The following is a 20,207-nucleotide window of genomic DNA, read 5'->3' as shown; positions in this document are numbered from 1 at the left end:
TCATTGTCTCCCGCCGCATTGATCCCGGAGACGTATCTTGTCCGTATTCAGCAACCTCCCCAAAGCTCCCGTCGCCGCAAAGAAGCCGGTCAGCGACACGCGCCACGGCATTACCCGCACCGACGACTATGCCTGGCTGCGCGCGGACAATTGGCAGGCGATGTTCAAGGATCCCTCGATCCTCGATCCTGATATCCGCAAGCATCTGGAGGCCGAAAACGCCTACATGAACGCGGCGATGGATGACACCAAGGCTCTTCAGAAGACGCTGTTTGCCGAGATGCGCGGCCGGATCAAGGAGGACGACAGCTCGATCCCGGTCAAGGACGGTCCCTTCGCCTACGGCCATGCCTATGTCACCGGCGGCGAGCAGCCGCGTTACTTCCGCATTCCCCGTGACGGCGACCACAAGGACGAGGCGATCCGGCAATTGCTGCTCGACGGCGACAAGGAAGCCGAAGGCAAGGCCTATTTCCGCCTTGGCGGGCTCGACCATTCGACCGACCATAGCCTCGGCATCTGGGGCTATGACGACAAGGGTTCGGAGTATTTCACGCTTCGGGTGCGCGACCTCGCAACGGGCGAAGACCTGGCAGACGTGATCGAGAACACCGGCGGCGGCGGCGCCTGGGCGCCCGATGGCAAGAGCTTCTTCTACACAGTGCTCGACGACAACCACCGCCCGTCGAAGATCTTCCACCATATCCTCGGCACCGCCCAGACCGACGACCGGCTGGTCTTCGAGGAGACGGATCCCGGCTTCTTCATGTCGGTCGGCGGCTCGCTGCTCGACGATTTCATCTACATCGACATCCACGATCACGAGACGAGCGAATACCGACTGCTCTCGACAAAGGATCTGACGGCTGAGCCGAAGCTCGTCGCCGAGCGCGTCACCGGGCTCGAATACGCGATGACCGAAGGCGGCGACGTCTTCTACATCCTCACCAATGCCGACGGCGCCAAGGACTTCAAGATCGTCGAAGCGCCGGTCACGGCACCGGGCAAGGAGAATTGGCGCGAGGTGGTGCCGCATAAGCCCGGCACACTGATCCTCAGCCACATGGCCTATGCCCGCCACCTCGTCTGGCTGCAGCGCCGCGAAGGCCTGCCGGAGATCGTCATCCGCGACCGCAAGACCGGCGAAGAGCACGCGATCGCCTTTGCCGAAGAGGCCTATTCGCTCGGCCTTTCCGGTGCTGCCGAATACGACACCGACGTCATCCGCTTCTCCTACTCGTCGATGACCACGCCGTCGCAGCTCTTCGACTACGACATGGCGACGCGCGCGCGCACGCTCTTGAAAACCCAGGAAGTGCCTTCGGGCCACAACCCGGACGACTATGTCACCCGCCGCGTCTTCGCGCCGTCCTGGGATGGCACCGAAGTGCCGGTGACGCTGCTTTACCGCAAGGACACGCCGCTCGACGGTTCGGCGCCCTGCCTGCTCTATGGCTATGGCGCCTATGGCATCACCATTCCGGCCGGCTTCAACACCAATTGCCTGTCGCTGGCCGATCGCGGCTTCGTCTATGCCATCGCCCATATCCGCGGCGGCAAGGATCGCGGCTTTGCCTGGTACGAAGACGGCAAGATGGCCAAGAAGACCAATACCTTCAAGGATTTCATAGCGGCCGCTGACTATCTGAATCAACAGAAGTTCACGTCCTACGCGAAGATCGTCGCAGAAGGCGGCTCCGCCGGCGGCATGCTCATGGGCGCGATCGCCAATATGGCGCCGGAGAAGTTCACCGGCGTTATCGCGGCCGTACCCTTCGTCGACGTGCTCAACACCATGCTCGACGACACCCTGCCCCTGACCCCGCCGGAATGGCCGGAATGGGGCAACCCGATCGAGAGCCGCGAGTTCTACGACATCATCGCCGGCTACTCGCCCTACGACAATGTCGAGGCGAAGTCCTATCCCGCGATCCTGGCACTCGGCGGTCTCACCGATCCGCGCGTCACCTATTGGGAGCCGGCGAAGTGGGTCGCGCGGCTGCGCGAGAAGACGACGGGCAGCGCGCCGATCCTGTTGAAGACGAACATGGACGCCGGCCATGGCGGCGCTTCGGGTCGCTTCCAGCGGCTCGAGGAGATCGCCTTCGAATACGCCTTTGCCATCAAGGTCGCCGGCAAGATGTAAACGGATCGGGATGAGGAAACCTGTTTGCGTTTTTCTCATCCCATTGCCACCTGATGTGAAAGGTCCCGCCATGCCCGTCCACGTCGCCCTGCTGCGAGCCGTCAATGTCGGTGGTACGGGATCGCTTCCAATGGCCGACCTCAAGGCGATCTGCGAGGGGCTCGGCTTTGCCGACGTCAAGACCTACATCCAGAGCGGCAACGTGCTGTTCCGCTCCGATCTGCCGGCGGCAGACGCGGCGGCAATGCTGGACAGCGCACTTCAGGAAAAGCTCGGTAAGGCGCCAGGCGTGATGATCAGGACCGGCGCGCAATTGCAGGCGATCGCCGATCAGGCCCCCTTCCCGGACGCCAAGCCCAATCTGCTGCTTGTCGTTTTCCTGCGCGAGCCGGCACCATCAGACGCGCTCGACAAACTCGTGGCACCCGATGGCGAAGAAGCCCAGGTTGCCGGAGCTGAGATCTATATCCACTTCCCGAACGGCTCCGGCCGTTCGAAGTTCAAGCTGCCGGCCGCCAAGCCAGGCACCGCGCGCAACCTCAACACGGTGCGCAAGCTTGCTGCCTTGGCGCTTGAGATGGAAGGTTGACGCACCGCAAGGCGCCATTCCGGACGGAAAACCGCGCCACACTTTTCCTGGAATTGCTCAGGCTGCCGGCTGGAACAGCAGCCGGACGAAGGATCGGAGCACGAGCAGCTGCTGCGGCAGGCTTTCAGGCTGCTTCAGCGCCTTCGACAGGATGATGCCGCCTTCAAGCACGGTCGAAACCATATCGGCCAGCTGGTCGACGTCGAGCGGCTCGCGTGGCCGGTAGACTTGCATGATCGCCTCGAACATCGTGCCGAAACGCCGACGCCACATCAGCGCCGCCTGCCGGTTGATCTCCTGGATCTCGCGATCGAAAGCACGCTCCTGCGTGCACATGACCGCGACCAGGCAGCCGGGATGGCCGTTCGGCAGGTCAGCGAGAATTTCCGACAGCATCTTCAGTCCCAGAAGAAAAGCCTGCAGCGGGTCGTCTGACAATTGATGGGCGCGGCCGAAGATCTCGTCGTAGATGCGCTCGTCGTTCTCGATGTAGCGCTCGAGCAGAGCCCGCGCGAGTTCGTTCTTGTCGCGGAAATGGTAGAAGAATCCGCTCTTGGTGATGCCGGTCTCGGCGATCAGCTCGTCGATCGAAGTCGCGCCGAAACCCTTGGCAAGCACCGCCGCCTCGGCGACGTCGAGGATTCTGGCGCGCGTTTCCTCACCCTTTCGCATTAGCTGCTCCCTACCATTGGTACGGTTTCCAGCAATTACTCGGCGGCCAGCTCCTAGCGCAGCGGCGGCTGCAAGCCAGTAAGTCACTGATTTTTCGACACTAATTTAGTATATTAGCAATAGTATACCGCAAGTCGTCTAGTTTAGAAGATGATCATAAGGCAGAAATTTACTTGGTTCTGCGGTGTTGGAGGCATCCGCGGGCCCTTCAGCCAAGACTGAACCGGTGGAGACCGATATGGCCAAATACAGACGCAGCCTGCCGCTCTTGAAGGGTGGACTGTTCCTGAGTGACGGTGGCATCGAAACGACGCTGATCTTTCATGAGGGCATCTCCCTCCCGCATTTTGCCGCCTTCGTGCTCATTTCGACGGCGGACGGGCGCCGGCGCTTGCTCGACTACTACAAGCGATATCTCGCAATTGCACAGCAGCACGGCACCGGCTTCGTGCTCGACACACCCACCTGGCGCGCCAGCGCCGATTGGGGCGTGAAGCTCGGCTATGACGCCGCGGCCCTGGCCGAGGTCAACCAGAACGCCATCTACATGCTGGCGGAACTGCGCGCCGAGTACGAACGTCCGCAAGCGCCGATCGTGCTTAGCGGCGCCATCGGGCCGCGCGGCGACGGCTATCGCCTGGGCCGCATGAGCGCGGATGAGGCCGAGGATTATCACGGACCACAGATCTCCGCCTTTGCCGCCAGTGACGCCGATATCGTCGGCGCCTATACGCTGACCAGCATCGACGAGGCGACCGGCATTGCCCGGGCCGCCCAGAGCCATGGCATGCCCTGCTCGATTGCCTTCACGGTGGAAACCGACGGCCGGCTCCCAGACGGCCGAACCCTTCAGGCCGCGATCGAGACCGTTGATGCGGCGACCGGCGGCTATCCGCACTACTACATGATCAACTGTGCCCACCCCGATCATTTCGAGACCAGCCTCGATACAGGGAGCGCCTGGGCGCAGCGCATTGCCGGTATCCGAGCCAACGCTTCCAGGATGAGCCATGCCGAGCTCGACAACAGCGAAATCCTGGATGCCGGGGATCCCCTCGACCTCGGCCAGCGTTATCGAACACTGACGACGCATTTGCCACGATTGCGCATTCTTGGCGGTTGCTGCGGCACCGACCATCGCCACATCGCGGCAATCTGCGAGGCCTGCCTTCCACCGACGGCGCTTAGCGCCTGAGGCGCGGGGCCTCGCCCTCCCGGCCCTCTCGCAAGCAATTGCGGGAGGGCGCCTTCTCGTCGACACCCTCGCGAAAGCCACAGTGTTTGTGTAGACTTGAACGGAAAGGACGGCAGCCGGACATCCCGGCAAAGGCCGTTGACCGCCCTGTCATGAATTACGTTCCCCCCTCGCCGACCGGAAATGCCGAAGCCTTTGCCTTCGACAACAGCTACGCGCGCCTGCCGCAGCAGTTCTTCGCGCGCGTCGCGCCCACTCCGGTGGCGGAGCCCTGGCTGATCAAGCTCAACAAGCCATTGGCCGAGGAGCTCGGTCTCGACGTGGCGACGCTCGAACGCGAGGGCGCCGAGATCTTTTCGGGCAACCGCCTTCCCGCCGGTGCCGATCCGCTTGCCATGGCTTATGCCGGCCACCAGTTCGGCACCTTCGTGCCGCAACTCGGCGATGGCCGGGCGATCCTCCTTGGCGAGGTGATCGACCGCAACGGGAAGCGGCGCGACATCCAGCTCAAAGGACCGGGCCAGACCCCCTTCTCACGGCGCGGCGACGGGCGCGCGGCACTCGGTCCAGTCTTGCGCGAGTACATCGTCAGCGAGGCGATGTACGCGCTCGGCATTCCGACGACACGGGCGCTTGCCGCCGTCGTCACCGGGCAACCGGTCTATCGCGAACAGATCCTGCCGGGTGCCATCGTCACGCGGGTCGCGGCAAGCCATATGCGCGTCGGCACGTTCCAATTTTTCGCGGCGCGCGGCGATATGGAGTCGGTGAAGGTGCTTGCCGACTACGCGATCGATCGCCACTACCCTGAGGTCAGGGACGCTGAACGGCCCTATCTTGCCTTCTACAAGGCGGTGACCGCGCGCCAGGCGGAGCTGATTGCGCGCTGGCTGCATGTCGGCTTCATCCATGGTGTGATGAACACCGACAACATGACGATCTCGGGCGAGACGATCGACTTCGGCCCTTGCGCCTTCCTCGATGCCTATGATCCCAAGAAGGTGTTTTCCTCGATCGATCAGATCGGTCGTTATGCCTATGCGAGCCAGCCGGCGATCGGGCAATGGAACCTGGCGCGCCTGGCAGAAACCCTGGTGCCGCTCTTCGACGACAACCAGGATACTGCGGTGGAACTGGCCAATGATGCGCTCGGCGAGTACGGCGCGATCTTCCAGCGCCACTGGCTGGATGGCATGCGGCGCAAGATCGGATTGGCCATGAGCGAAAAGGGAGATCTCGACCTGTTGCAGGCGCTGCTGACGGCCATGCATCAGGGGGAAGCGGATTTCACCCTCACCTTCCGGCGGCTGTGCGACAGCGCCCGCGACCCGGCCGCCGATGCCGCACTCGCCTCGACCTTTGCCTCTACCGGGGCAATCGGGCCGTGGCTGCAAGAGTGGCGTCAGCGTCTCAGCCGCGAGAAGGCGACGGCGGATGAACGCGCGACCGCCATGATGGCGGTCAACCCGGCCTTTATTCCGCGTAACCACCGGATCGAAGAGGCGATCGCGGCCGCGACCGAGGATGCGGACTTCTCGCTCTTTGAGGCCCTGGTCGAAGTTACCGCCAACCCCTATACCGACCAGCCGCAGTTTGCCCGCTACCAGGCTCCGCCGAGCCCGGGAGAGGAAGTCCAGCGCACCTTCTGCGGCACATAGCCGTCTCGGGAATGCGGCATTCCGGTGAGCCGTATTTCCGCGGCCTTGCGCTTCTGCTGCCAGGCCGATTCATCAAATCGTTCTATGCCGCTGTTTTTACGCGGGGACGGGCACCTGGCTGCCCTCAGCCAACGCGCCGCCAGCGGCGCTTAAACGCACCGGTCGTCCACGTTCGGTCGCCTTGACCGCAACTTTATTGCGGGCCTGCGAATATTTCCGCGTTGCGGAATGTGGCTATTGAAAGGCAGAGACGGCGCGTTAGGTGCTAACAGGACAGGCGCTCTGCGCCTTCCCTGACCGGGCGGCCGCGACAGGCTTGCGACCGCCGCTTCGAAGCCACCTGTCTCACGCGGTCCCGGCGACGGACCGCCGCAATGGAAAGAACCGTGCCACTGCACCGTTCTTCGATGCGGGAGTTCCCATCATGCTCGTTCTGACGGCCATCGTCTTTGCAATCATCGGCCTCGCGCTTGGCGGCGGCGGCGCCAAGCTGCTGATGCTTGGCGGCAGCCCCTATTACCTCGCAATCGGCATCGGCTTCCTGTTGACGGCGGTGCTGCTGTTCATGCGGAAATCGGCGGCGATCTGGCTCTATGCGTTCATGATCCTGGGCTCGCTCGGCTGGGCGGTGTCTGAGGTCGGGTTCGAGTGGTGGCAGCTTGGCCCGCGTGGCGGCGTCATCGTCCTTCTGGGGCTCTGGCTGCTGTTGCCGGCCGTGCGCCGACCGCTCGGCTTCGAAAGCCCGACGGGCGAGCGTTATGCCGTGAGTGGCTGGCCGCTGGCATTTGCGGTGCTGGTATCGGTCGGTGTCGCGGGCTACGCGATCATGCAGGACCCGCACGACATACGCGGCGATCTGCCGAGCGATGTCGTCGCTGAAAATCCACCGCTCGGCGGCTCGGTACCGCCGGGCGAATGGCACCAGTACGGGCGCACCGCCTTCGGCCAGCGCTATTCGCCGCTCGATCAGATCACGCCTGAGAATGTCGGGGGGCTGAGGGTTGCCTGGCAATATCAGACCGGCGACATCAAGAGACCCGACGACGTGGGCGAGACGACCTATCAGGTGACGCCGCTCAAGATCAAAGACACGCTCTATGCCTGCACACCGCACAACTGGGCGATCGCGCTCGATGCGGCAACCGGCGAAGAGAAATGGAAATATGACAGCAACTCGGGCATGAACCCGGACCGCCAGCACCAGACCTGCCGCGGCGTTACCTATTGGGCCGACCCGGCTGCAGCCCCGGGCAGCCCCTGCACCGAACGGGTGTACCTTCCGACCTCCGACGCGCGGTTGATCGCGCTCGATGCGGCGACGGGGTCCGTCTGCACCAGCTTTGCCGACAATGGCGTCCTGCATCTCGAAACGGGCATGAAATACAACCCGGCCGGTTACTATTATTCGACGTCGCCGCCGGTTGCCGTCGCCGGCAAGCTGATCATCGGCGGTGCGGTCAACGACAACTATTCCACCCAGGAACAGTCCGGCGTCATCCGCGCGTTCGACATCAACACCGGTGCTCTGATCTGGAACTGGGACAGCGGCAACCCTGATGTGACGGCACCGCTCCCCGAAGGCCAGACCTACACCACCAACTCGCCGAACAGCTGGTCGGTCTTCAGCTATGACGAGGGTCTCGGCCTCGTCTACATCCCCATGGGCAACCAGGTGCCCGACCAGCTCGGCATGGGCCGCAGCGAACACGTCGAGAAATATTCCTCCTCGATCGTCGCGCTCGACATCAATTCAGGCGCGGTGCGCTGGGTTCGCCAGAGCGTACATCACGACCTCTGGGACATGGACGTGCCGGCGCAGCCGGCGCTGCTTGACATCACCAAGGAGGACGGCACCGTCGTGCCAGCTTTGGTCGGACCGACGAAACAGGGCGACATCTACGTGCTCGACCGCAGGAGCGGCGAACCGATCATCCCGGTCGAGGAGGTGCAGGCGCCGGGTGGCGCGATCCCCGAGGACTTCACCGCCCCGACCCAGCCGGTCTCCGGCCTCACCTTCATGCCTGCACCGCTGCAGGAAAAAGACATGTGGGGCGTCACGCTGTTCGACCAGCTTGCCTGCCGCATCGCGTTCCGCTCGCTGAAATATGAGGGACGCTACACGCCGCCGTCGATCGAGGGCACGCTCGTCTATCCCGGCAACTTCGGCACCTTCAACTGGGGTTCCGTCGCGATCGATCCGGAGCGGCAGGTGATGTTCGGCATGCCGACCTATCTCGCCTTCACCTCGCGTCTCGTGCCCCGCGACCAGGTGCCGCCGAAGGGCCAGGACGAGAAGGGGTCGGAGCAAGGGCTCAATCGCAACGATGGAGCGCCCTATGGCGTCTTCATGGGCCCCTTCCTTGGACCGCTCGGCATTCCCTGCCAGGCGCCGCCGTGGGGTTACGTCGCTGGAGCCGATCTCAGGACCGGCAAGATCGCCTACAAGCACAAGAACGGCACAGTCGAGGACATGACGCCGTTGCCGCTGCCGTTCAAGGTCGGCGTACCGGGCATCGGCGGGCCGATGATCACCAAGGGGGGCGTCGCCTTCCTGGGTGCCGCTGTCGACGATTATCTGCGCGCCTATGACCTCACGACCGGACGCCAGCTCTGGGAGGCGCGCCTTCCCGCCGGCGGCCAGTCGACGCCGATGAGCTATGCGGTCGGCGACAAGCAATACGTGCTGATCGTTGCCGGCGGCCACGGCTCGGTCGGCACCAGGCCCGGTGACTACATCATCGCCTACACTCTGCCTTGACGCGCGCGAAGCATCCCTAATTCTCGCTAGAAGGTTGCAAAAGTAAGCTCCGCGCAAGCCCGCGACAGCAGCTTCCCCCGGACGACAGATTCCGGGGGATTCCCATGAAGATCGACAACAGCATTTCGAACTACTACTTCTCCCAGCGCCGCCAGCAGGCGGGCACTATCGCGCCGATCGAGGAGAGCGGCGGTGATGCGCGCCCGCGCCAGGCCCCGACGATCGCGCCGCCTTCGACCTCGAACGCCCTTTCCAACGCGCTGTGGATGACGGCGGCGCGCGACGGCGAGAGCACGGCTTCGATTTCCGCCAAAGAAGGCCCTGCGGCCTCGGACGGTTCGGTCAGCGACGAGTTGCTGAAGGAAGCGAAGAAGAGCCTGGTTGAGAAAATCCGCGAACAGGTCCTCAAGGCGATGGGCCTGACCGAAGCGGATCTCAAGGAGATGCCCCCCGAGCAGCGGCAGGCCGCCGAGGAAGAGATCCGCAAGGCTGTCGAGCGCGCGATGGGTGTCGAGCAGCAGCGCGACGTGGCGACCGCCGATCTCGCCAACGGCGGCGACGACATCCCCTGAGAGGGCGGTTTGCGCCGATCGGCTTGTCTCGGTCGGACAATCGATGATATCCAGCGATCCTCCAAAGAGGACCAAGATCCATGCGCCTGATCCGTTAGCGACGTTCGCCGGCAGAAAACGACCGACGCCACAGCCGCCCTTCGGCGGTTTTTGGCATGGCTTTTTTTCGGCCGCCTGAACGTCCTGACACGGACATGACCGTTCACCGGCCATCGCTAGGATCATCCTCATGACCACCAAAGACGGATTTGTTTCCGAAGCCGGCAGCCTTGGCGCCGGCCCCTTCGACCTCGGCTATAGGATCGAAGGCAGTGGCACGCCGCTGCTCGTCATCGGCAGCGCCGCCTACTACCCCCGCACCTTCTCCCAAGCGCTTCGCGAGAAGTTGCGGCTGATCTTCATCGACCACCGCGGCTTCGCACCGGCGCGGACCAACTATGCCGTTGGCGACATCGGCTTCGAGACGGTGCTCGATGATATCGAGCGAATGCGGGCGCATCTGGGGCTCGAACGCTTCGCCATTCTCGGACACTCCGGCCATGGCTATATGGCCCTCGAATATGCCAAGCGGCACCCGGAGCGCGTCAGCCACGCGATCATGGTCGGCACCGGTCCGAGCCATTCGGCTCGTCATATGGCGCTCGCCGACCGGATCTGGGAAGAAACAGTGTCGCCGGCCCGAAAAGCGATCTTCGCACGGGAGATGGCCAAGCTTGGCGACGACATCACGGCGCGGCCTGAGGAACGTTTCAAAGCCCTGCTGATCCGGCTCGGCGCGAAGAGCTGGCATCAGCCGGACTTCGACGCAACGCCTCTTTGGCGAGATGTCACTGTCAACAACGCGGTATTCGACCATCTCTGGGGCGAGGTCTTTCGCGATATCGATATCCGCAAGGGTTTGAACAGGCTGGCAGCGCCGGTCCTGCTTGCGCTCGGCCGCTCGGACTATCTCGTCGCCCCGGCCTTCAGCTGGGACGAGTACCGGGCGGACTTCACGGACCTGACGGTGCGGCTCTTCGAACAGAGCGGGCATACGCCGCAGCTGGAAGAAAGCGATCTCTTCGACGAAGCCCTGCTCTCGTTCCTCGAAAACGACCGCGGCTAGGACAAGCCGCCCTCGCAGCGTCCAGCATTCAGAGGGGCCGAGACCGGCCCCTCCCCTTCCCAACCATTGACACTTGGTCGCGCCCAACTATCTATTGCTCCAGAAGCTATAGGTTTGAGGCGAGCATGTATTCCATCGGCGATCTCTCCCGGCGCACCGGCGTCAAAATCCCGACGATCCGCTACTACGAGCAGATGGGACTGATCGCAGCGCCCGAGCGCTCCGAAGGCAATCAGCGGCGGTACGAGAAAGGCGAACTTGAGCGACTGGCCTTTATCCGCCATGCACGCGACCTCGGCTTGTCGATCGATTCGATCAAGGACCTGCTCGCCCTCAGCCAGCATCCGGAGCGACCTTGCGGCGAAGCCGACCGCATCGCCAGCGAGCACCTGGCAACGGTGCGCGAGAAGATCGCGCGATTGAGGAAGCTGGAGCAGGAACTGGAACGCATCGTCGCCTGCGACGGCAATCACACCGTCGGCGACTGCTATGTGATCCGGGCGCTCGCCGACCATTCCATGTGCGAGAGCGAGCACTGAGGCGGCAGCTTAATTAGTCGCCTTGAAAAATCCCCGTTGACAAAATCACGAAAACAAACAATCTAGCGCCCATGATCAAGAACGCACCCATTTGCCGCGTGTATTTTTGGCTGTTCCGATAGGAGCGGCCTGCTGATCATATTCAACAAGGCCGCCATCAGGCGGCTTTTGTTTTTCCGGCTCCTGATGGCGAGAAAACCCGAGGAGCCCAGACATGCTACAGACCGCCATCCCCACCCTTCATGCGACACCGGCGACGCGCCCGCCGATGGTGACGATCCGTTGCGCCAAGCAGCGCGACCTGCCGGAACTGCGCGACATGATCACCGAACTTTCGGCCCATCACGGCGACGCCGCCCCGATCACGCCCGAACAGCTGGAGCGTGACCTTTTCGGCCGTACGCCGTGGATTACGGCGCTCGTCGCCGAGGCCGGCAACCGGCTGATCGGCTACGCGATCCTCGTGCCGATCTACCGGGCCGCCGAAGGCGCACGCGGCATGGAGCTGCATCACCTCTTCGTTCGCCCGGAAAGCCGCGGCACCGGCATTGGCCGCCACCTGGTCGCCAAGGCGCGTGAGCAGGCGAAGATGGCCGGCTGCGACTTCCTTTCGGTCAGCGCCGCCACGGGCAACTTCCAGGCACACCATTTCTACGAATCCGAACGCTTCGTCCCTCGCCCGGTGACCGGCATGCGCTATATGCAGAAGCTGGGCTAAAGAGCTGCCGATGCGTCTTGCAATCGTCCTGTGCGAAGGCTTCGCCGATTGGGAATGTGCGCTGTTGATGGCGGCGGCGCGCACCCATCTCGGCGTCGATATCGAGGTTGCCACCGTCGACGGCGCGCGTGTCACCTCGATGGGCGGCCTCGACGTCTCGGCGCATCTCTCCGTCGATGCCCTCGACCCGGCCGGCTTCGACGGGCTGGTGATCTGCGGCGGCGCAATCTGGGACACGAACGAGGCGCCCGATCTCTCCTCGACGATCCGTGCCTTCGATCGCAACAAGCGGGTGGTCGCAGCCATTTGCGGCGGCGTCCATGCCCTTGCGACATGCGGCCTTCTCGACCGCGTCGACCACACCGGCAACAGCGCCGAAAGCCTTGCGGCGCTGACCGGCTATCATGGTGCTTCGCACTATCGCGATCAGCCGCAGGCGATGCGCAGCGGCCACGTGGTCACCGCCGCCGGCACCGCGCCGATCAGCTTTTCCGGCGAGATCCTGCATGGCCTCGGTCTCGGCTCACCGGAGCTCGACGGATTTCTTGCACTCTACGGGCGGGAGCATCGGCCCGACGACAGCGGCAGCATCGGGTAAGCGCCTTCCATTTCGGTGCAGAAAGCGGCCTCTCCACTTTTGGCAACAGGCCTAGAGCCAGTTCGAGATCTGATCGAGCGGCTTCTTCACCTTGCCGGCCACCGGCACGGTCGCATCCGGGGCTGGATAGCCGGCCACCAGAATCAGGAACGGCTTTTCACTGTCCGGCCGACCACAAATCTCGTTGAGGAAGTTCATCGGCGCCGGCGTATGGGTCAGTGTCGCAACGCCCGCATGATGCAGCGCCGTGATCAGGATGCCGGTAGCAATGCCGACGCTTTCGTTGATGTAGTAGTTCTTTTTCAGATCGCCCGGATTGGGACCACCGCGCTTCTGCGAGAAGACGACGATCAGGTAGGGAGCAGTCTCAAGGAAGGGCTTGTCTTCGTCGGTGCCGAGCGGCGCCAGCGCGTCGAGCCACTCCTGCGGCGCCTTGTCCCGATAGAAGATACGCTCCTCCTCTTCCGCCGCGTGGCGCACCTCGGCCTTGATCCGGGGGCTCTCGATCACGGTGAAATGCCAGGGCTGATGGTTGGCGCCGCTCGGCGCCGTGCCCGCCGCCTTCAGACAGGTTTCGATGACCTCACGCGGCACCGGACGATCGCTGAAGTAACGCGTGGTGCGGCGGCGGTTGACCTCTTCATAGAAGTCCGCAGCGCGGGCCACCATCTCCTCGGGGCTGCGTTCGATCCACTGGTCGTAGGGCGCGGTTTCGTGTGGGCGCATCCAGTCTCCTCCTCGTTATGAAGCCGAGTTGAGCGCGCCTTGCTACGAAGATCAAGCGTTAGAGCGCCGGTACCGCCTTCAGGTAGGCGGCGATCGCCTCACGGTCGGCCGGCGTCAGTTTTGCCATGTTCTTCTGCACTTCCACCATGGAACCGCCGACGGAATCGAACTCCGGCGTGAAGCCGGTTTCCAGATAGGAGGCGATATCAGAGGCGCTCCAGCTGCCGATGCTCTTGGAGCCGGGCGTGATATCGGGAATACGGCCCTCGCCTTCCGGGTTCGGCGCGCCTGCGAGCCACTGATCCGGCTCGAAGCCTCCGAGCGCGTTTCTCGGCGTGTGGCATTCGCCGCAGTGGCCAAGCCCCTCGACGAGATATTGCCCGCGGGCGAGCTTCGGGTCGTTGGCGTCCACCGCGGTGCGTGGCTTGTCGGTCAGGAACAGCAGCTTCCAGCCACCCAAGGCTATCCGCATGTTGTAAGGGAATGGCAATTCGTGCGGCGGCGCTACCTCGGTGCTCTTCGGCAGCGTCTTCATGAAGCCCCAGAGGTCGTTGACGTCCTTGGCCGCCATGCGCGCATAGGAGCCGTAGGGGAACGACGGATAGAGATGCTCGCCGTTGCGCCCGACGCCGCGGGTCATGGCGTTGCCGAACTCGGCGAGCGTCCAGGCGCCGATTCCGGCCGTTTCGTCCGGAGAGATGTTCGGCGCGTGGAAGGTGCCGAAGGGGCTCTTCAGCGGCGCGCCACCCGAAAGCACCAGACGCGCGTCACCTTCGGCGCCCTTGTTGGCATGACAGCTGACGCAGCCGCCGGCCCAGAAGACCTGTTCGCCCTTGGCAAGATCCGGTTCTCCGAGGCCCTCCCAATGGGAGGCGCTCCAGGGTGCCGGCTTCGTCAGCCACCAGAAGGCGGCACCGCCGACGACGCCCAGCACCACAAGACCCGATATCAGCTTTCTCGCCCGACGACCCATAGTCTCCCCTCATGCCCTGCCGCAAACAGTGTGCTCAATACGAGTGAAGGCACGCGGCGGGACGTCGCGTGCCTCCTCTTTCAGCCGGATAGGACGTTGCCGCCGGTCAATTCTTCTTCAGGCGGTAGCTCTCATGACAGCTGCCGCAGTCCTTGCCGATGCCCCCGAGGGCCGCGCCAACGGCCGCCTGGTCAGCCGGCAGCTGCGCCAGAACCGCCTCGGCATCGGTGCCGAGCTTGGCGGCCTTGGCCTTGAAGTCATCCAGGTTTTCCCAGATCTTCGGGCTCGCCTCGGTCTCGTGGCCCGCTTCCGAGCCGGCCGGGAAATGGTCCGGGAAGGTCTTCATCGTCTCGCTGATCGTCGTCAGCGATGCCTTCACGACCTCCGCGTCATAGGGCTTCTCGCCCTTGGCGATGCCGGCAAGCGCGCCAGTCGCAGCGCCCACCTTCTTCATCGCCTGCTGGCGAACCACCTGCGGCTCGTCGGCTGCAGTCACGGCAGTAACACCCAGGCCCGCAAGAGCGGCAGCCAACATGAGTGCGCGTATTTTCATCAGGATCTCCCGGTCAATGAAATCTATTCGGCGAATCTGCCTGCCTGGCCTTCATGCCCAATGCGGCCGCATGATGTCATCTTGAGTATTCGACGGAAGTAACATTTTTTTGATGTGCTTGTTAGGACAAGGGAATTTCCGTCGGCCGGCGTAATTCCGGGATTTCAACAGGCCCGCCAATAACATGACTTTAAAATTCATGTTTATACTTTAGAGAAACCGGGACAGCTTCACTGTGCCGACCAGCCCTGCCACACCGTGAAAGCCGCGACCAGAACGAGCACCGCCCCGGCGGCCCGGCCGATCCACACGGTCGTCTCGGGGCTGCCGACCAGAAAATCCCGGCCGCGGCCGGCGGCAAGGGCAAGGCCGCCATAGACAGCGAGCTGCGTCGCCGCAATCATCGCGGCCATGACCAGGGCCTGCGACCAGATCGGCCCGAACTGCGGCTTGAGGAACTGGGGATAGACCGCCAGCATGAAGAGATAGGCCTTCGGGTTCATCAGGCTCGTCAGCGCGCCCTGGCGAAAACTCGCCCAGCGCGACAGCCGGTCCGCGCCGTCGATGCCGCCGATGGTGATCGAGCTTTTGACCAGGGAAAAGCCGATCCAGGCGATATAGGCAGCACCCGCGACGAGCAGCACGTTGAAGAGGCCGGGCACCAGATGCAGGATGACGCTGACGCCGAGTGCCGCATAGAGCGTGTGCAGCACGCCGCCCGCCATGATGCCGGCCGTCGCCGACAGACCGGAGGCCCGCCCTCCCGTCAGCGAGTTCGCCAGGACGAAGACCATGTCCATACCCGGCACGATGATGATGCCGAACAGAAGGGTGAAGAAGAGCCAGAGGTTTTCCGTGTAGGTCATGTCAGTTGTCCGTCGTCCGGGTTTTCACTTCTCAAACGAATTGCTGTTTTTTCAATCCGTTGGCTGATGGTATAAATCCGGTCAACTGACAAGGTAGTGTCAGGAGCGTTGACGACGGGGGAGGTTTTCGATGCGCAAGGCGGCACGGCTTTTCGAGATCATCCAGATCCTCCGGCTTGCGAGAAAGCCCGTGACCGGCGCGCAAATGGCCGAGACGCTGGAGGTGACGGTGCGCTCGATCTACCGCGATATCGCGGCACTCCAGGCGATGCGCGTGCCGATCGAAGGCGGCCGCGGCATCGGCTATATTCTTAGGCCCGGCTTCGACCTGCCGCCGCTGATGTTTTCGATCGAGGAAACGGAAGCGATCGCCTTGGCTCTGGCGCTGCTGGCACGAACCGGCGACGAGGAACTGAAGGCAGCCGCCGGCCGCGTCAACCAGAAAATCACTGCAGCCGTGCCCGAGCCGCTGAGACTGGCCTTTCGTTCGCGGGCGCTGCACGCCTGGGGAACGATCGCCCCCTCGCCCGCCGGCATCGATCTCGCTCTGGTACGCCGGGCGATCCGCGACGAGCAGAAGCTCGAACTCGACTATCGCGACGAACTCGGCCGCGCCACAGAACGCACGATCCGGCCGGTGGCGCTGATCTACTATTCGGAAACTGCCAACATCGTCGGCTGGTGCGAGTTGCGCCAGGCGATCCGCAATTTTCGCGCCGACCGTGTCGAGCACTGCGAGGCGGTCGGCGCCTATTTTCCAGGCGAGGGAAACCGCCTCAGGGAACTCTGGATCAGCGGCTGGAAGACCACCTGAGCCTGGCCTCATCGGTACCCAGCACAAACGAAAAGACCCGGCGCAAGCGCCGGGTCCAAACGTCATGCATCGAAGACGGGCAGCTTACTTGGAAGCCGCTTCGTACATTTCGAGCACGTAATCCCAGTTGATCAGGCTGTCGACGAAGGCTTCGAGGTACTTCGGACGGGCGTTGCGGTAGTCGATATAGTAGGAGTGTTCCCAGACATCGACACCGAGGATCGGCGAGGCGCCGTGAACGAGCGGATTTTCGCCGTTCGGGGTCTTGGAGATTTCGAGCTTGCCGTTCTTGACCGAGAGCCAGGCCCAGCCCGAGCCGAACTGGCCGGTGCCGGCGGCGATGAAATCGGCGCGGAACTTGTCGTAGCCGCCGAGGTCGGACTTGATGGCCGCGTCGAGCTTGGCCGGCAGGCTGGTGCCGCCGCCGCCCTTCTTCATCCACTTCCAGAAATGGATGTGGTTGTAGTGCTGGCCGGCATTGTTGAACAGCGGCTGGTTGGTGCCGTAGGACTTCTTGACGACTTCCTCCAGCGACAGGTCGGAGAGGCCGGCCTCTTCAGCAAGCTTGTTGCCGTTGGTCACGTAAGCCAGGTGGTGCTTGTCGTGGTGGTACTCGAGCGTCTCGCGCGACATGTAGGGCGCCAGCGCATCGTAGTCATAGGGAAGGTTCGGCAATTCGAAAGCCATGTGGGCATCTCCTCTTGGCATGGAATTTCGTCGGGAAATCCGTGAACGGGAACATAGGCACCGACCCTCATGGAGGCAACCGATGCAATGCCAATTTTTCCTCAACCCACGGAATATACTTTCAACATCATTTTGAAAGCATGACACTTTCAAGCACATTCATGCCACGGTTTGGCTGCAGCTTCGCGACCGTTGCAACCATGCATAAAGGACAGTCCATGCCGCAGCGTCTCATCCCTGCCCTCGCCCTTTCCGCCATCGCCGCTTTTGCTGCGTCCAGTGCAGCAGCCTCTTCCGGCGACGCGTGGGAGACATTCCGGGCAGAGGTTTCGAAGAAGTGCCTCGCCGCCGCCACCTCGCTGCAAAAACCCAGCGTCGTCGTCGACCCCTTCGGCTCGCAGAGCTTCGGGCTGGCGCTGGTGATCGGCACGCCCAAGGGCTCCAAGGTCGCCGTCACGCAGATCTGCGTCTTCGACAAGCAGAAGAAGACGGTCGAGCTCGGTGGTGAGCTTGCACCCGACGCGGTCAAGGTGGGCGTGCCGGCAAAGAAGAAATAGCGCGCGCGACCCGGCGCAAGCCGTCCAGTTGCCGTCCACGTCGGCCCCGGTCACTGCATATGTGGACTGCTCCTCACTTGAGCTTCGACCGACCGGTTGATAGATCTTGCTCATGGTGAGCGATACTTCCGAACGAATCCTGGACGCAACCGAACGCCTGATGGTGTCGCGGGGCTACAGCGCGTTCAGCTACGCGGACATCTCGGCCGTGGTCGGCATCGGCAAGGCGACGATCCACCATCACTTCCCGACCAAGGCGGACCTGGCCGCAGCCGTGCTTGCCCGCTACCGCAAGAACAATCGCCGCAGCGTTGAAGGACTGCTAGCAGCTGTCGGCGATCCGGCGGCCCGGCTCGAGGCCTATGTCGGCTTCTGGGAAGAATGTATCGCCAAACGGGACATGCCCTTCTGTATCGGCGCCCTTCTGGCCTCGGAAATACCTTCGCTTCCCGATATTGTCGTCGCGCAAGTGCGCGGTCATTTTGCCGACCTTTCCGGCTGGCTCGGAGCCGTGATCGAGGATGGCGTAGCGAAGGGATCCCTGAGGACCGCTCACGGCCCCAAGGCGGCCGCCGAGGCGCTCATGGCGACGGTCCACGGCGCAATGCTCGCGGCCCGCGTCGCCGGCTCGGATCAAGCCACGTTTTCGGCGATCGCACGGCCCGCCTTGGCACAACTTCAGGCGCCAAGCGATGCCTGACCCCGAAGCTCCGACCCTTCGAAGCGACACCGGTCGAAAAAGACAGTTGTTCCCGTGGGAACGGCGGGCCACATTTGCGAGCACTAGAAATCAAACCGAACGGACGCGATGGCAGGTGAAATCATCGCGTTTCTTTTTCGAACACATCCCGACCAACTAGTCGGTTGAATGAAGGAGGAAAATCATGGCAAATCCGCTTTCCACACTCGGCATCATCCATACCGTCATCAGCCTCGCCCCCGTCGTGGCGGGCCTCTATGGCTTTGCCCGGTATGGTGCGATTGTTCCCGGCACGCGCTCCGGCAAGCTTTACCTCGCCGCGATCATCCTGGCGGTGCTGACGTCCGCGGGGCTTTCGAGCACCGGCGGCTTCAACGCGGGCCATGCGCTCGGGATCGTCACGCTGCTCGTCATCGGTGGGAGCCTTGCAGCACAAAGGCTCGAATTTTTCGGCCGCCTGCGCCCCTACCTGGCAACGCTTGGCCTTTCGTTCAGCTATTTCCTGCTGATCGTGCCGGCGATCGCCGAGACGTTGAAGCGCCTGCCCGCCTCGCAGCCACTTGCCAGCGGCCCGGAATCGCCGATCGTGCAGACGACGCTGCTTGCCTGGCTGGTGATCTTCCTCGCAGGCCTCTCCGTCCAGGCCTACCTGATCCACAGGCGCGCCGTGGTCGGTGCGCGCGCGCGCCGCTCGCGCTGAGTGCCTGAACCGAGGGCCATCTTGCCCCGGCGCAGCGGGTACGACCGTGCGCCGGGGTTTTGCGCGCGGTTCAGACGTCGCGGGCCGCGTGCGCCCAGTCCATATAAAGATCGCGCGCCTTGGCGGCGACCGGGCCGGCCTGCAGGTCGCGGCTTTCGAGACGCGTCACAGGCAGCACCTTGGAGTAGTTGCCGGACGTGAAGATCTCGTCGGCCGCTTCGAAGTCCGCCATCGTCAGCGTCGCCTCGACCACTTCGAAACCGGCTTCGCGCAGCAGCGTCATGACGCGGAAGCGGGTGATGCCGGCAAGGAAGGTGCGGTTGGCGGCCGGCGTAAAGACGACACCGTCCTTGACCAGGAAGACGTTGGAAGAACCGGTCTCGGCGATGTTGCCGAGCATGTCGCGCACCAGCGCATTGTCGAAGCCGCGCGAACGGGCCTCGGTCAGGATGCGCGCGTTGTTGGGATAGAGGCAGCCGGCCTTGGCGTCGGTCGGCATCGATTCCAGTGTCGGACGGCGGAAGGGCGACAGCGTCAGCGACGAGCCGCCGTGGCCGTTGCCCATCGGCGCCTCGAACAGGCAGAGCGCAAAACGGGTCGATTCCGGGTCGATGGCGACGACACCGGCCGCGCCGTGCTCGGCCCAGTACATCGGCTTCACATAAAGCGCCGTCTTGCCGTCGAACTTCTTGGCGCCTTCCCAGGTCAGCGCCTCGATCTCTTCCGCCGCCATCGTCGGCTTCAGGCCAAGCGCGGCGGCCGAGCGGTTGACGCGCTGGCAATGCAGGTCGAGGTCGGGAGCGACGCCGTCGAAAACGCGGGCGCCGTCGAACACCGTCGAGCCCAGCCACATCGCATGCGAGGTCGGGCCGATCAGCGGCGGATTGCCCGAGAGCCATTCACCATCGACATAGGTCCAGGTCACTGAGCGGGGGGATGTATCGACGGCCATCTGCGTCTCCTTGAGGTTTTTATTCTAGTCTTTCCGCATACCCCGAAAAAACAGCATCGGGGTGAATGGGTCTATCAAAAAATGTCATGTCGGCCGTTCTGGTACCGCGAAGGCCTCTCGCTTAGTCTC

21 protein-coding genes are annotated in these 20,207 nt (G+C 63.3%); 14 read left to right on the top strand and 7 right to left on the bottom strand.

From position 1 onward, the window contains the following. Nucleotides 1-37 precede the first annotated feature (37 nt). Both IB277_RS02460 and IB277_RS02455 read left to right on the top strand, forming a co-directional pair. Nucleotides 38-2,146, top strand: coding sequence for a S9 family peptidase (locus tag IB277_RS02460; RefSeq protein ID WP_034789294.1), 2,109 nt, complete (start codon nt 38-40; stop codon nt 2,144-2,146). Nucleotides 2,147-2,216: 70 nt separating this feature from the next. Further along, the gene (locus IB277_RS02455) at nt 2,217-2,735 is read left to right on the top strand and encodes a DUF1697 domain-containing protein (protein ID WP_060516230.1); all 519 of its coding nucleotides are present in this window, start codon (nt 2,217-2,219) and stop codon (nt 2,733-2,735) included. A gap of 57 nt (nt 2,736-2,792) precedes the next feature. On the opposite strand, the gene IB277_RS02450 is transcribed toward IB277_RS02455, so the two are convergent. Beyond that, nucleotides 2,793-3,407, bottom strand: coding sequence for a TetR/AcrR family transcriptional regulator (locus IB277_RS02450; RefSeq protein WP_034789290.1), 615 nt, complete (start codon nt 3,405-3,407; stop codon nt 2,793-2,795). A gap of 238 nt (nt 3,408-3,645) precedes the next feature. On the opposite strand from IB277_RS02450, the gene IB277_RS02445 reads away from it, so the two are divergent. The 8 genes from IB277_RS02445 to IB277_RS02410 all read left to right on the top strand — a co-directional run bounded on the left by IB277_RS02445 (nt 3,646) and on the right by IB277_RS02410 (nt 12,550). Next, nucleotides 3,646-4,602 (top strand): homocysteine S-methyltransferase family protein, encoded by a 957-nt coding sequence (locus IB277_RS02445; RefSeq protein ID WP_060584283.1) that lies wholly within the window; start codon nt 3,646-3,648, stop codon nt 4,600-4,602. Between the two features lie 152 nt (nt 4,603-4,754). Beyond that, a complete protein-coding gene (locus tag IB277_RS02440; protein ID WP_110818473.1) occupies nt 4,755-6,260 on the top strand; it encodes a YdiU family protein in 1,506 nt (501 codons plus the stop codon). A 424-nt stretch (nt 6,261-6,684) separates the two neighbouring features. Further along, nucleotides 6,685-9,018: a glucose/quinate/shikimate family membrane-bound PQQ-dependent dehydrogenase gene (locus IB277_RS02435; RefSeq protein ID WP_210336561.1), complete on the top strand. Its 2,334-nt coding sequence runs from the start codon at nt 6,685-6,687 to the stop codon at nt 9,016-9,018. Between the two features lie 104 nt (nt 9,019-9,122). Beyond that, nucleotides 9,123-9,590, top strand: coding sequence for a hypothetical protein (locus IB277_RS02430; RefSeq protein ID WP_110818474.1), 468 nt, complete (start codon nt 9,123-9,125; stop codon nt 9,588-9,590). A 229-nt stretch (nt 9,591-9,819) separates the two neighbouring features. Then, nucleotides 9,820-10,695: an alpha/beta fold hydrolase gene (locus IB277_RS02425; protein ID WP_090294700.1), complete on the top strand. Its 876-nt coding sequence runs from the start codon at nt 9,820-9,822 to the stop codon at nt 10,693-10,695. 125 nt (nt 10,696-10,820) lie between these two features. Beyond that, nucleotides 10,821-11,234, top strand: coding sequence for a helix-turn-helix domain-containing protein (locus tag IB277_RS02420; protein WP_034789279.1), 414 nt, complete (start codon nt 10,821-10,823; stop codon nt 11,232-11,234). A gap of 214 nt (nt 11,235-11,448) precedes the next feature. Beyond that, nucleotides 11,449-11,952, top strand: a complete 504-nt coding sequence (locus IB277_RS02415; protein WP_060584276.1) for a GNAT family N-acetyltransferase — start codon at nt 11,449-11,451, stop codon at nt 11,950-11,952. A gap of 10 nt (nt 11,953-11,962) precedes the next feature. Next, complete coding sequence (locus tag IB277_RS02410; protein ID WP_034789277.1) at nt 11,963-12,550, top strand: DJ-1/PfpI family protein; 588 nt, start codon at nt 11,963-11,965, stop codon at nt 12,548-12,550. Between the two features lie 51 nt (nt 12,551-12,601). Here the strand turns inward: IB277_RS02410 and IB277_RS02405 are convergent, their stop codons facing one another. From IB277_RS02405 to IB277_RS02390, 4 genes are all read right to left on the bottom strand, one after another. Continuing rightward, nucleotides 12,602-13,276, bottom strand: coding sequence for a nitroreductase family protein (locus IB277_RS02405; RefSeq protein ID WP_034789276.1), 675 nt, complete (start codon nt 13,274-13,276; stop codon nt 12,602-12,604). A 58-nt stretch (nt 13,277-13,334) separates the two neighbouring features. Beyond that, nucleotides 13,335-14,249 carry a cytochrome c gene (locus IB277_RS02400; RefSeq protein WP_060584274.1) on the bottom strand — a complete coding sequence of 305 codons (915 nt, stop codon included), beginning with the start codon at nt 14,247-14,249 and terminating at the stop codon, nt 13,335-13,337. A gap of 106 nt (nt 14,250-14,355) precedes the next feature. Then, the gene (locus IB277_RS02395) at nt 14,356-14,802 is read right to left on the bottom strand and encodes a cytochrome c (RefSeq protein ID WP_034789273.1); all 447 of its coding nucleotides are present in this window, start codon (nt 14,800-14,802) and stop codon (nt 14,356-14,358) included. A gap of 230 nt (nt 14,803-15,032) precedes the next feature. After that, nucleotides 15,033-15,668 (bottom strand): LysE family translocator, encoded by a 636-nt coding sequence (locus IB277_RS02390; RefSeq protein WP_060604012.1) that lies wholly within the window; start codon nt 15,666-15,668, stop codon nt 15,033-15,035. A gap of 130 nt (nt 15,669-15,798) precedes the next feature. On the opposite strand from IB277_RS02390, the gene IB277_RS02385 reads away from it, so the two are divergent. After that, entirely contained in the window at nt 15,799-16,482 is a 684-nt protein-coding gene (locus IB277_RS02385; RefSeq protein WP_060516239.1) for a YafY family protein, read from the top strand. A gap of 84 nt (nt 16,483-16,566) precedes the next feature. On the opposite strand, the gene IB277_RS02380 is transcribed toward IB277_RS02385, so the two are convergent. Beyond that, on the bottom strand, nt 16,567-17,169 hold the full coding sequence (locus tag IB277_RS02380; RefSeq protein WP_060516240.1) for a superoxide dismutase: 603 nt from the start codon (nt 17,167-17,169) through the stop codon (nt 16,567-16,569). A gap of 218 nt (nt 17,170-17,387) precedes the next feature. Here IB277_RS02380 and IB277_RS02375 point away from each other — a divergent pair, with 218 nt between their 5' ends. The 3 genes from IB277_RS02375 (at nt 17,388) to IB277_RS02365 (ending at nt 19,126) form a co-directional block, all read left to right on the top strand. Then, nucleotides 17,388-17,726 carry a hypothetical protein gene (locus IB277_RS02375; protein ID WP_090294812.1) on the top strand — a complete coding sequence of 113 codons (339 nt, stop codon included), beginning with the start codon at nt 17,388-17,390 and terminating at the stop codon, nt 17,724-17,726. Between the two features lie 112 nt (nt 17,727-17,838). Continuing rightward, complete coding sequence (locus tag IB277_RS02370) at nt 17,839-18,426, top strand: TetR/AcrR family transcriptional regulator (RefSeq protein WP_060516242.1); 588 nt, start codon at nt 17,839-17,841, stop codon at nt 18,424-18,426. 184 nt (nt 18,427-18,610) lie between these two features. Next, on the top strand, nt 18,611-19,126 hold the full coding sequence (locus IB277_RS02365; RefSeq protein WP_090294702.1) for a hypothetical protein: 516 nt from the start codon (nt 18,611-18,613) through the stop codon (nt 19,124-19,126). Nucleotides 19,127-19,196: 70 nt separating this feature from the next. On the opposite strand, the gene IB277_RS02360 is transcribed toward IB277_RS02365, so the two are convergent. Further along, complete coding sequence (locus IB277_RS02360) at nt 19,197-20,078, bottom strand: branched-chain amino acid aminotransferase (RefSeq protein ID WP_034789259.1); 882 nt, start codon at nt 20,076-20,078, stop codon at nt 19,197-19,199. Nucleotides 20,079-20,207: the final 129 nt, after the last annotated feature.

This window comes from Ensifer sp. ENS07, from assembly GCF_014852185.1.
In the GTDB taxonomy this organism is placed as follows: Bacteria; Pseudomonadota; Alphaproteobacteria; order Rhizobiales; family Rhizobiaceae; genus Ensifer; species Ensifer adhaerens.
Note: the sequence above shows the minus strand (reverse complement) of the source record. Positions and strands in the feature narration are given on the sequence as shown.